This is a genomic window from Oceanispirochaeta sp. (assembly GCF_027859075.1).
Classification (GTDB): domain Bacteria; phylum Spirochaetota; class Spirochaetia; order DSM-2461; family DSM-2461; genus Oceanispirochaeta.
In genome coordinates this window covers 1-12,707 of the sequence record NZ_JAQIBL010000316.1, presented here as the reverse complement: position 1 = coordinate 12,707, position 12,707 = coordinate 1, and the positions used below count along the sequence as shown (strand labels likewise).

General features: G+C 48.3%; 12 protein-coding genes. 1 reads left to right on the top strand and 11 read right to left on the bottom strand.

Translation table 11 applies throughout. The annotated features are described in order from the left end of the window. Window positions 1–5: 5 nt before the first annotated feature. From iolG (PF479_RS17855) to PF479_RS17805, 11 genes are all read right to left on the bottom strand, one after another. On the bottom strand, window positions 6–1,019 hold the full coding sequence (gene iolG / locus PF479_RS17855) for an inositol 2-dehydrogenase (protein WP_298009516.1): 1,014 nt from the start codon (window positions 1,017–1,019) through the stop codon (window positions 6–8). 38 nt (window positions 1,020–1,057) lie between these two features. Further along, entirely contained in the window at window positions 1,058–1,951 is an 894-nt protein-coding gene (gene iolE / locus PF479_RS17850; RefSeq protein WP_298009512.1) for a myo-inosose-2 dehydratase, read from the bottom strand. A gap of 8 nt (window positions 1,952–1,959) precedes the next feature. After that, window positions 1,960–3,840 carry a 3D-(3,5/4)-trihydroxycyclohexane-1,2-dione acylhydrolase (decyclizing) gene (iolD, locus tag PF479_RS17845; protein ID WP_298009509.1) on the bottom strand — a complete coding sequence of 627 codons (1,881 nt, stop codon included), beginning with the start codon at window positions 3,838–3,840 and terminating at the stop codon, window positions 1,960–1,962. Then, the gene (locus PF479_RS17840; protein WP_298009506.1) at window positions 3,837–4,649 is read right to left on the bottom strand and encodes a 5-deoxy-glucuronate isomerase; all 813 of its coding nucleotides are present in this window, start codon (window positions 4,647–4,649) and stop codon (window positions 3,837–3,839) included. Before PF479_RS17840 ends, iolD begins: the two co-directional genes overlap by 4 nt. A gap of 94 nt (window positions 4,650–4,743) precedes the next feature. Then, a complete protein-coding gene (locus PF479_RS17835; protein ID WP_298009504.1) occupies window positions 4,744–5,766 on the bottom strand; it encodes a LacI family DNA-binding transcriptional regulator in 1,023 nt (340 codons plus the stop codon). Window positions 5,767–5,768: 2 nt separating this feature from the next. Next, a complete protein-coding gene (gene iolG / locus PF479_RS17830) occupies window positions 5,769–6,782 on the bottom strand; it encodes an inositol 2-dehydrogenase (protein ID WP_298009501.1) in 1,014 nt (337 codons plus the stop codon). Between the two features lie 22 nt (window positions 6,783–6,804). Continuing rightward, window positions 6,805–7,806, bottom strand: coding sequence for an ABC transporter permease (locus PF479_RS17825; RefSeq protein WP_298009499.1), 1,002 nt, complete (start codon window positions 7,804–7,806; stop codon window positions 6,805–6,807). Window positions 7,807–7,809: 3 nt separating this feature from the next. Then, window positions 7,810–9,327, bottom strand: coding sequence for a sugar ABC transporter ATP-binding protein (locus PF479_RS17820; RefSeq protein ID WP_298009496.1), 1,518 nt, complete (start codon window positions 9,325–9,327; stop codon window positions 7,810–7,812). 50 nt (window positions 9,328–9,377) lie between these two features. Then, window positions 9,378–10,319 (bottom strand): substrate-binding domain-containing protein, encoded by a 942-nt coding sequence (locus PF479_RS17815; RefSeq protein ID WP_298009493.1) that lies wholly within the window; start codon window positions 10,317–10,319, stop codon window positions 9,378–9,380. 225 nt (window positions 10,320–10,544) lie between these two features. Then, window positions 10,545–11,747, bottom strand: coding sequence for a PQQ-dependent sugar dehydrogenase (locus tag PF479_RS17810; protein ID WP_298009490.1), 1,203 nt, complete (start codon window positions 11,745–11,747; stop codon window positions 10,545–10,547). Continuing rightward, a complete protein-coding gene (locus PF479_RS17805; protein WP_298009488.1) occupies window positions 11,740–12,279 on the bottom strand; it encodes a type 1 glutamine amidotransferase domain-containing protein in 540 nt (179 codons plus the stop codon). Before PF479_RS17805 ends, PF479_RS17810 begins: the two co-directional genes overlap by 8 nt. 144 nt (window positions 12,280–12,423) lie before the next feature. Here PF479_RS17805 and PF479_RS17800 point away from each other — a divergent pair. Next, window positions 12,424–12,707 (top strand): hypothetical protein (locus tag PF479_RS17800; protein ID WP_298009485.1); only part of this gene is annotated, 284 nt, incomplete at its 3' end.

The following is a 12,707-nucleotide window of genomic DNA, read 5'->3' as shown; positions in this document are numbered from 1 at the left end:
AGCCTTTAGTATGAAAGCTTCACGGCCTGACCGGTTTTGAGAGACTCACCCGCAGCGATGGCAATCTGTACGGGTCTCAATGCATCCAAACCACCAAGAGGGGTGTCTGTATCATCCACAATGGCCTGCACGAATTCCCTGAGCTCCTGAACAAAGGATGCCAAATAGCGTTCCAGAAAGAAGAAAAGAGGTTTTTCTGAGATGATCCCATCCTCGGTACTGAGTACCACGGTAGAGAGGGTATCGTTTCCTGAGGCGATAGAACCTTTGCTTCCAAAGACTTCGGCTCTCTGATCATAACCATAAACAGCTTTCCGGGAGTTATCGATACTGCCGATAGCACCGTTGGCAAACTTGAGAGTAATCAATGCCGTATCGATGTCTCCGGCTTTGCCGATTTCCGGGTCAACCAGAACAGCTCCCTGTACATAGACCTCAACGACTTCACTGCCGCTGAGATAGCGGGCCATATCAAAGTCATGAATTGTCATGTCCACAAAGATTCCGCCGGAACTCTTAATGTATTCGACGGGGGGTGGAGATGGGTCACGGCTGATGATCTTGATCATATGGGGATCACCGATTTTCCCGGCAGAAACGGCATCCTTAACGGCTCTGAAGTTATGATCAAAGCGTCTGTTGAAGCCGATCTGGAATTTGACTCCCGCCTCCTCCACAACCCTGAGGGTTTCTTTAATGCTCTCCACATCCAGGTCTATGGGCTTTTCACAGAAGATGTGTTTTCCCGCCTTTGCTGCTTCTCTGGTAATACGGGCATGGGTATCTGTGGGGGTACAGATCAGAACAGCATCAATTTCAGAATCATCCAGGATTTCTTTGTAGTCCTTTGTGGTAAACTCGACACCCAGGGATTCAGCCCATTGTGCCGTTTCGTCGTTCATAAAAGGATCCGCCATTGATTTAACATGGGCTCCAGGAATTTGATTACAGATTCCTTCAGCATGAACGCGGCCGATTCTTCCGGCACCAATGATCCCGATTACAGTCTTTTTTTTCATTTAATTACTCCTGATTTACTGACCAGACTCACGGTCTGTCAGATGCCTGCGTTTATTCTGATATAGTCTCTGGCCATTTTAGCGTAAGTAAAAGCATTGGCTTTGGCAGGATCCTGTTCGGCTTCTACCACCATCCAGCCCTTATAGTTATTCTTATCCAGAATGGTAAAGAGAGAAGGGAAATCAATACTTCCGTCACCGGGAACGGTAAAGACACCCTCTCTTACAGCATCCATAAAAGAAGAATCCTTTGTTTTGACTTCATTAAAAACATTCGTTCTCATATCTTTGAGGTGCACATGCCCCACCCTGCTGATGAATTTTTCGAGGGCTGCCACGGGATCTTCACCGGAAAATGCAAAATGACCGGAATCAAAAAGCAGGGTCACTTTGTCCGGATCGGTATCATTAAGAAAACGTTCTGTTTCTTCAATGGTCTGCACAGCGGTGCCCATATGATGATGAAAAGCCAGAGTCATGCCTTCTTCCCGGGCAATATGCCCCAGCTTATTCATGCCTTCTGTCAGAGCTCTGAATTCTTCAGTTGAAAATACAGCCTTTCCGGTGAATACAGAAGTATGGAGATCTCCCTGACAGGAACTGGTCTGTTCGGAAGGCCCGATCACATCTGCACCCATGGCTTTGAGAAAGCCGAGCTGAGCCCTGAAATCCTTCTCTACCTGTTTATACGGCTGGGAGGCCAGGAAGGAACTGAACCACTGGTTACAGATTTGAAGTCCTCTGATATCCAGGTATTCTTTGAGGACAACCGGATCTTTGGGATATTTATTCCCGACTTCCGATCCTGTATAACCGGCCAGAGCCATTTCGCTGACACACTGTTCAAAGCTGTTTTCTGCTCCCAGATCAGGCATATCGTCGTTGGTCCAGCCAATGGGAGCCATGGCCAGTTTTACATTTTCTTTTTTCATATGTTCCTCTAATATTGTTTTGCTTCTGCAATATTTTTTACAAGATCTTTATTGGCTTCCAGAACAGTTTTTTTCTTGGAAACCTCGGGTGTTCCCACCCGCCACCAGTTCATATACCCGCCGGACATAGAATCAAAGTCCACCTTGATGTCTATCAGAGTGGTCACGGGACTCTCCTTGGCTTCTTTCAGAGCCAGTTTAAGTTCATCCGAATTGCTGACTCTCCAGACCCGGCAGCCGTAGCCTTCGGCAATTTTGGCATAGTCTACGGGAATCAATTTACCACCCTCATCCAGCCTGCCTGTCTCTGGATTTCTGTACTTCAGCTCGCAGCCGAACTTTGGAATTCCCTGACTGGTCTGCAGATTATCGATGCAGCCGAATCCGTTATTATCAAAAAGCATGATATTGATCTTGATGCCTTCCTGAATGCTGGTGAGGATTTCGGAATGGAGCATGACAAAGCTGGCATCCCCCGTCATAGAGTAGACCTCCTGATCAGGAGCAGCTATCTTGGCACCCAGAGCCCCTGAGACCTCATAACCCATGCATGAAAATCCGTATTCCATATGGTAGGAATCCTTGCATCGGGGTCTCCAGACTCTCTGCATGTCACCCGGGAGGCTTCCAGAAGCACCCACGACAATAGCATCGTCTGCAAAGGCCTCTTCATTCATAATACCAAGAGCCCTCATCTGGGAATAACCTCTATTGGGGCCCGACTCTTCATCGAAGTAAAGGTGGTCCACCTCTTTTTTCCAGGCGGCCCGGGCCTCACTAATTTCTGTGGTATAGACTGATATCCATCGCCTGCTCCGCAGCTCCAGACTCAGAGATTCCAAACCGGAACGGGCGTCGCAGAGGAAGGGAAATGCATTCATTTTATAGGCATCAAAGCTATTCACATTGAGAGACAGGAATTGAACTCCCTGGTTCTTAAAGGATGATTTACTTCCGGTTGTGAAATCGGACATTCTGGTTCCCACGGCAATGATCAAATCGGCATTTTCGCTGATCATATTGGCAGCCAGACCACCGGTGACACCCATACCGCCCAGGTTCATGGCATGATCCCATGTGACAGCACTTTTACCGGCCTGAGTCTCTCCAAAGGGAATGTGAAACTCTTCACAAAAGGCGGCCAGTGCTTCTCCGGCTTCGGAATAGCGGACACCCCCGCCGCAGACAACCATTGGTTTTTGACTGCCGGCGATAAGATCGGCGGCACGTCCCAGGGCCTCGGGAGTCAAAGAGCGGCGATCCATGAAATGAACCCGCTTTTCAAAGAATTCAGCCGGATAATCCCAGGATTCCGCCTGAACATCCTGGGGCAGTGCCAGACAGACCGCACCCGTCTCGGCAGGATCTGTGAGTACACGCAGAGCGTTCAGGGCAGCGGTCATCAGCTGTTCCGGCCGGTTAACCCGATCCCAATATCGGCAGACAGAGCGGAAAGCATCGTTGCTGGTAGCGGTATAGTCATGAAACTGTTCCATCTGCTGAAGAACAGGGTCAGGCTGCCGGCAGGCGAAGGCATCACCCGGCAGGAGGAGGACCGGGATTCTGTTGACCGAAGCCAGACCGGCAGCGGTGACCATATTCAAGGCACCGGGACCGATGGAGGAAGTAACCGCCATGATTTTCCGGCGATTGTTCTGTTTAGCATAGGCAATGGCAGCATGGGCCATTCCCTGCTCATTATGTCCCTGATAAAATTTCAGGGAGTGATCGGGTTCCTGAAGAGCTTCTCCAAGGCCGACCACACAGCCGTGCCCGAAGATACCGAACACACCATTGATAAATTTTTCTTCAGTCCCGTCCTGGGATACATATTGATTGTCCAGAAATTTCACCAGAGCCTGAGCCATGGTCAATCGTATTGTTTTCATGCTTTAGACTCCCCATGTTTCAATTCCGGCCATATTTTGACATCCTTTTCCAGGAGCCACTGATGGTCTTCCTTGTAATAACGGGTTGTAGGAAGCCATCTGTCCCCGGGAAGATGGGGGATCATCCAGATGTAATACATGGCGTAACCCGCTCCGGCCACCTGAGAATGTGTTTTACCACCTTCAATCAGACAGGTTTCACCATTTTTTACCACATGGGCGTCCTCATTCAGAAGAGAGACACCGAATCCCTGTTCGGGAAAATGTCTGTAGTGATAGATCTCCGGCTGGGGATGGTGGTGAGGAGGATAACTGGACCACTTGCCGGGGTGATTGATCACTTCTCCCAGGACCATATTGGACTCAGGGGCAATCACACCGTCAAAAACAGTCCTTACGGTTCTGATGGATGTTTCATTCAGGGTCCCGCCGCCGAAGATATCACAGCGGATGTCTTCAGGCGCATAATATCGAGGTGTAAAATCAACGGGATTGTTTTTCATTTCAAGAGCCAGTTCCGCATCGGCAAGAGCCGTAATGGTCACATCCACATTCCGGGGAACATGAAGAACCGAAGGGTTCTCTTCAAAACAGGAGTTCCTCAGGGCAGAGACGGATTCACCCTTCCAGTCAAAGCGGACGTTTCCCTTGATCAGGAGCCAGGCTCGTTCTTTATTTTCATTTGATTTCCATGTATCACCCTTCTTAAGCTTCAGGATTCCAAAATCCAGTAGCATGGAGGAATGGACTCCGTCCTCTTCGGTTATTACCGTATACCCTGTGGTCTTAATATTATTCCTTACAATCAAAATAGCCTCCTTCAGGCAATAAAAAAATCTCGTTATGTCGGATTGTCTGATGTCATACGAAGATGCACGCCTTATCAAGTAAAATTCTTTTCAATCAGGAAGACTCTCTGGGGATCAATACAGGCTGTATGCTGATCCTCTTCTTCATGATTTCTTCCCCGTTTTTCCTCTTCTCCATCTGAATGAAAAGGCGGTCACAGGAAATATGAGCCAGTTCCTCCCGGGGCTGATGGATGGAGGTCAATCCTGGACTGCTATAGCGGCCGAATTCACTGTCATCGTAGCCGACAACAGCCATATCATCGGGGATTGTAAAACCATGATCCTTCATGGCCCTGATGGCACCGAGACCCATCAGGTCATTCGAGGCAAACATGGCATCACACTCTCTCAGTTCTTGCGCATGCTGTGAAATGACGGCTCTGGAAGAATCAAAGGTGGAGTCACTGAAAAACTGCTTCACCACAAAACCTGCTTTTTCAATGGTGTCCCGATATCCTTCCTCCCGTAATTGGAACTCAAGATGCTTTTCTTCCATGGCCAGCATACAAAAGGATTTCAAACCCTTTTCCAGCAGGTGTTCGGCCACAAGCTTGCCCCCCATGTAATGATCTGTGTACACGACTTCCTGATCTTTGATCTCCTGTCCGGGAGGATAGTGAAGGCAGACAAAGGGCACGGCGTAATCCACAAGATAGCTCAGACTTTCGGGATGGACTTCTTCCACCAGGATTATCAAGCCATCCACCTTGTTGCGGGTCACCAACCGGATGATGTTATTGTGATTTGTATAATGATTTCTTTCATAACTGACAATCAAATCCACATCCGCTTTTTCCAGATAGGTTCTCAAACTGTTCATAAGCATTCCATGGTAAACATTGACATTAACCGCAGTATACTGTTCGGGAAGTATAATACCCACCGTCCCTACCCGGCTTGTGATCATACTCCGTGCACCCGCATTAAACTCAAACCCCAGGTCATTGGCAATTTTATTCACCCTTGCCTTCGTCTTTTCGGCCACCAAAGTACTGTCATTCAAGCAGCGGGATACGGTGGAAAAGCTGACTCCGGCGATTTCGGCGATATCTTTGATAGTGACCTGGTGATTCATAATTAAAACCTCAACTGAGTCCCGGATTCAAATGATTCTTTGCATTTGTAAGCAATTTCAGAGACTCGGGTGCCATCGTATACTGTAACAGATGGTTTGCGCTCTTCCAGAATACAATCCACAAACTCCTGCAGCTCGTTGACATAGGAGCTCTCAAATCGTTCCAGAAAGTTTTCACTGCACTCTTTTCGCACACCCGAATGATCCAGTATTTCCACCAGATTTTTCTGAGGAACAGAAGCAATTCTGAGGATACCTTTTGTGCCGATGATCTCTGTTTCTACATTATATCCATGGGGTGCGGTTCGTCCAGCAAAGAGAAACACCATAGCATCGTTTTTAAACTTCATCAGGCAGGAGACATTGTCTCCGTCCTTGAACTCTCCGAACTCGGGGTGGGCATAACAGCCGCCCATAGCCGTCACAGACTCAGGTTCTGAATTCAGAAACCACCGGGCCAGATCGATGTCATGAACCGCCATATCCAGAAACTGTCCACCGCTGTGACCGGCAAAGGCAATAGCTCCGTCAATGAACTTTTCCGGGTCCTGACTGTAGGATCGAAACAGGATCGGCTTACCGATTTCCCCTGAGGCAACCTTCTGGTGTGCATACATATAGGAGGGGTCAAAGCGGCGCATAAATCCCAGCATAAAAACCTTATCCGGATGAGATTCTACGGCTTTTTCGGCTTCTTTGCACTCCTCTACGGTCACCCCCAGAGGTTTTTCTGAAAAAACATGCTTTCCCGCGGCCAGGGCAGCGGAGATCTGGGCGGTATGAAGACCCGAGGGAGAGACAATACAGATAGCATCAAGTTCTTCGAGAGCGATCATCTCTTCAAAGCTGTTGCAGCGATGCTCCACACCCAGTCGGTCTGCAGTTTCGTTTAACAGGTTTTTATTGAGATCACACAAGGCAGTCAATTCAACATTCATGACCCTGGTGGCTATATTTTCCGCATGCTGCAGACCCAGACGGCCGAGGCCGACGGAACCAATCTTTATTTTCTTCATCTCTTCCTCTATCCAGCTTCAATTAGTCTTTTTTCAAGTTTTTACGCATGTCGACGATAACCGCTACGACGATGATGACCCCTTCGGTGACCTGCTGCCAGTAGGCATCAACACCCATCAGGGTCATACCGTTTCTCATAACCGAAAGGACAAGTGCACCCACCAGGGCTCCCCAGATAGTACCGATACCTCCGGAGTGACTGGTTCCGCCGATAGTCGTTGCGGCGATGGCGGTCAACTCGTACCCCGTGGCCGCACCGGGGTGGACTGAACCGACTCTTCCGGCAAACACAACCGCTGCCAGACCGGCCAGAAGACCGCTGTAGGCATAGATGGCAATGAGGTTTCGGCTGACATTGACCCCGGAGACCTCGGCAGCCTTGATGTTCCCGCCAATGGCATAGACACTCTTACCGAAGCGGGTCTGATTCAGCAGAATCGTGCTTACAACAATCGTGATGAAATAAATCAAAACAGGAATGGGAAGCCATCCCCAAATTTTTCCGCCCAGATCCGTGAGGGAGGGAATCAATGTGCTCACAGGTCTACCATCGGAGTAAATCAAAGCCATACCCCGGGCCACAGTCATCATCCCTAAGGTTGCGATAAAGGCGGGAATGTGAGTCTTGGCAATCAGGGCTCCGCTGATGGCACCGCAGAGGGCTCCCACCGCAAGGGCTCCCAGAATAGGTACGATGAGAGGCATTTCTGTCATATTGGGAAAGTATTTGCCTGTAGCATCTGCAGCCTGTCCCAGACTGGCGGCGATGACACCGGACAAAGCAAGGACAGAACCGACAGAAAGGTCAATTCCCTTGGAAATGATGACAAAGGTCAACCCCAGAGCCATGATTCCATAGATAGCCGTGTGAGTCAGGACATTAAAAATATTGGATTTACTGAGGAACGCCGGCTCCATTATGCTGATCCCGACGATCATCAATATAAGAACAAATACGATTCCGTATTTCTGCAGGATCTCTTTGGTTCCCTGCGATTTTAAAGTATTCTTCAGAATGGGCATGCCTTAATTCTCCTTTCCTTCTGCTTTTCCTGTGGCATAGGTCATCAGCTCTTCCTGGGTCAGATCTTTACTGTTCTCGACAATCCCTGTCACCAGTCCTTCATGCATGACCATGATCCTGTCGCTCATCCCCATCACTTCCGGCAGCTCTGAAGACACCATCACGATGGATTTCCCTTCCCCTGCCAGCCGGGTAATCAGTCTGTGGATTTCAGATTTGGCACCCACATCGATCCCTCTGGTGGGTTCATCCAGAAAGAGGATCTCCGGATTGGTCATAAGCCAGCGTGCCACAAGAACTTTCTGCTGATTCCCTCCACTGAGGTTTTCTACTCTCTGCATCAGACTAGGTGTTTTTACCTGGATCTTTTTTACATAATCATCACAGTCATCTTTCAGTTTCTTGTTCCGGATCAATCCTACTTTATTCAGATAATGGGGGATATTTGTTATGGCCATATTCAAACGGACAGAGAGCATTGGAAAAATGCCTGTCTGCCTGCGGTCTTCAGTCAGCAAAGCCATATGCTGACCTATTGCATCTCGGGGAGAGGCAATATCAACAGCCTTTCCGTCAATCAGGATTTCCCCCCCGATCTTTTTTCTGATACCGAAGATGGTTTCGATCACCTCTGTCCGTCCCGAACCGATGAGTCCGGCGACACCCAGAATTTCACCCCTTCTGACAGTAAAGGAAACATCGGTGAAGTAACGATAATGACTCAGGTTCCTGACCTCCATTTTCACTTCACCAATGGGACAGACCACCTTGGGAAACATCTCATCCACATCTCTTCCAACCATCATATTGATCAGCTTATCCAGGGCCAGATTTTTCGTATTCTCTGTACCGATATAGGTTCCATCCCGATAGACGGTGATGCGGTCGGTGATTTCATACACTTCATCTAATTTGTGAGATATATATATGATGCTTTTACCTTTATCTTTCAGTTTACGCATGATGATAAAAAGCTGCTTGATTTCTTTTTCTGTCAGAGCCGATGTAGGCTCATCCATGATGATGAGATTGGAATCATAGGACACAGCCTTGGCAATCTCGATCATCTGCATCTTAGCTACGGTCAGCTGGACCATCTCGGTCCGGGGATCTTCATTCAGTTCAATTTCTTTCAGAACTTCAACACTCATATCATACATTTTCTGATGGTCAACCAGACCGAATCTGTTCAGGGGCTCTCTACCCAGCCAGATATTCTCCATAATGGGCCTGTGCAATACGGGACTCAGTTCCTGATGAATCATGGAAATCCCCATTCCAAGAGCCTGTATTGTATTGTAACGTTCTCTTAGTTCTCCATCATAAATGATGGATCCCGAGGTCTGACCGAAGACTCCGGCAAGACAGTTCATAAGAGTGGATGTTCCGGCTCCATTGTCACCCATCAGGGCATGAATTTCAACAGGCATCACATCCAGATGAACACCCTTAAGAGCTTTTACTCCAGGGAAGTTTTTTACGATATCCTGCATCTGCAGGAGATATTTTTCCTCTGCCATAATCCCTCCAAAAATGAGGCTGTCAACTACTGACAGCCTCATAACAATTCCTACTGAAAGTCAGCCAGATTTTCCGGTGTAATCAGAACAAAGGGAACCCATGTTAAGGCTTCAGCACTTTTGCCCATCAGGACATTGTGAATAACCTTGGCTCCGCCTTCACCCTGTCCAACGGCATCCTGAAGAACCGTAGCTGCCAGAGATCCATTTCCAACGGCTTCTTTTGCGTCTGGAATGGCATCAACTCCCATGACAGGGATATCAGTTCTTCCGGCGGCCTTGAGGGCTTCTACAGCACCAAGAGCCATTTCATCATTATTTGCCAGAATACCCTTCAGATCGGCACCGTAAGCGGTGAGCCAGTTTTCTGTCAGAATCATGCCCTGGTCTCTCTGCCAGTTGCCTGTTTCTTTAGCGAGAATTTTGATTCCGGGGAATTTAGAGGCGGCTACAGACTCGTTACCTTCGGTTCTTTTCAAAGCACCTTCGTTGTCCAGTTTACCCATAAGGATGGCGACTCCGCCTTTACCATCGAGCATTTCGCCCATATATTCCATCTGCTGCTGACCGGCAATGATTTCCTGAGAACCTACATAAAAAACATTCTTGGGAAGTGTTTTGCCTGCATAAGGATTCCTGTTAACAAAACAAAGGGGGATTCCAGCTTCAGCTGCAGCTTTCACAATGGGGTCCATGGCGCTGGTGTCTACGGGAACGACAATCAGTGCATCAATTTTCTGTGCTATCAAGGTGTTTACCAGGTCCTGCTGACGGATAACATCTTCCAGTGCATCCTGCAGAACGATTTCTACATCGGCAACACCGTCGAAATAACCTTCGGCAGCATCCATGACATAGGTCTGGAAAGTGTCATTAAAGTTGTTACAGACATAACCGACTTTCATAACTCCATCGGCATCCTGCTGACCAGCAGCAAAAGCACCTGTTGCGATAACGACGAGGCAGATAAGGCCAAGCATAAGTTTTTTCATAAAAAGCTCCTTCTTCTTTAGCGATTTAACATTTACATGAATCCTCGAAACATCAAGGCTTCCTTGCAAACGTTGCCATTTTAGTCATTATCTCTCTGGAATTTAAAATCTGTCAACATAAATTTGTACATTAATCAGGCAATGATTACTATATGCATATCATATATGATTTTATTCATTTTTCAGAATATCAGACAATCCTTATATCACAGGTTCAATTCCAATCTAAATCGATAATTCAAGATCGATATAAAATGATTTAAATACAAACGTTTGCAATGATTTTATTGTTATTAATCCTAAATCATTGCCTACAGGTCTGAACTCCGGAAGACGCGGGAGGAAATTTGAATCTCGTCTATGACAATTCATTCCTTCGGACTGAGCCCTTTTTTTCATTGCAAAACGTTCAACCTCCTGAACCTGATCACCACCCATCCTGACCCGTATCAATGATTCTGATACGAGGCCTCCGATAAAGGCATTACCCTGCCAGCCTGAAAACAGTGTCCCCGAATATATGATCAACCCGGATGGTGCAATTGAAGGCACCCAGTATAGCTCGGGAGAATGGAATTCCCGACGGGTATCATGATCGGGAATGGCAAGGCCCGAGTATTGATCTCCCCAGGAGACAAGAGGCCAGCCATAATTTTCACCGCCAAGGATCAGATTGAATTCATCTCCATGCCTGGGGCCCATTTCATGGGTCCACAGCTGCCCCTCCTGGTCGAAGGCTATGCCTAAAAGATTACGATGTCCGAGGGACCAGAAGGTTTTGGCAAGCTCTCCTTTATCCTGAAAGGGATTATCGGCAGGCACGGTACCGTCCGGGTTTAACCTGATCACCTTGCCGAGATTCTGCGTCCAGCTCTGGGCGGGGGTCTGTTTCTGCCGTTCACCCGAGGTTATGAACAGATGCCCCTCCGGGCCGAAGGCCAGACGATGGGAGTAGTGACCGGTGCCCTGAACCTTGGGGATCTGCCGCCAGAGGACTTCCAGGTTTTCCAGCTCAGCCCTGGCCGCTGCATTCTTTAAAAGAGCCCGGGCCACGACGGCTCCGGAATTTCCTGACTCATCCCTCTCGACATAAGACAGGTATACCCAGTGGTTCTCCCTGTATTGAGGATGGAGAATGATGTCTCCCAGACCCCCCTGGCCACCGTAGGCGACCTCGGGCACCCCCTGGACCAGCACCCGGGAGCGGTCCTTCAGATGAAACAGAACCAGGGTTCCGCTTTTTTCGCTTATAAGGAGATCTCCCTCGGGCAGAAAGGTCATGGCCCAGGGTTCATTGAATGCTCCAAAACTCTCGGCTTGAAGCCTTGAACCAGCACTCCCCTCAATTAAGGTTTTCACCGACTCTCCGGAACAGCTGCCTGCAAGCAGAAAAAGGAACAGACCACTCCACAAAGAAAATCTATGCATGATTCTCTCCCCCGGCCAAAGCCAGAATCAACTCTCTGTTGTAATCCGGAATATCTGCTACAACACGTCCCCACACCAGGTTGCCTTCCCGGAAGGCGGGAAGGTCGACCCAGGTAGCCCCGGCATTTTCCATATCATCCTTGATTCCCAGTGAACCCGTAGCCTTCCGTCCCGTCAAGATCCCGGCACTGGCTGCCAGCCATCCGGCATGACAGATGAATCCCAGAATTTTACCAGACTGATCCATCTCCCGGATGAGTTTGAGGTATTCAGGCACCCGGCGCAACTGATCAGGAGCCCATCCTCCGGGGATCAGCAGGGCATCCAGATCTTTCGAACCAAGATCCTCCGGACCGAACTTGGCCTTTGCTTTCAGCCCACCGCTTTTACTGCTGTAAGTATCCCCTTTGTTCAGGCCCATAACGAGGATACGGGCGCCCTCTTCCCTGACCCTGATATTAACGGCCCAGAACTCCAGGTCTTCAAAACCCGGACCCACTAGCATTCCAATATTTTTGTTTTTGAGTTTCATGGTGTATCTCCTGACATCCAGTATAAAAGACTGAAGGAGAGATTTCCCTGTCCCATCTGAAACTGCCACAGCAATTAAAAGTGCCCTTCCAGAGCACATAAAATCAGCATGACAGGATCAGGAGTCAGATATTATAATCATCAGATGCAAAGAGAAACAAAGAAAATCTCAGTTTTCCTTGTACTCACCATGCTTATCAGCCTTCCTTTTTATATTCTCATGTCCCGGGATTCGGAGAAGTTCTACCTGCCGTCGGTAATCATGATTATGTGGACTCCTGGACTGACTGCACTCATTGTGAAGCTTGTTTTTGATAAGAATTTCCGCGGCTTCGGCTGGAAACCGGGCAAACTCAAATATCTGGGTCTTGGATATCTTCTTCCCCTTTTCGGAGGGTTCCTGGTTCCCGAACTGTTGAAGCGTTATTC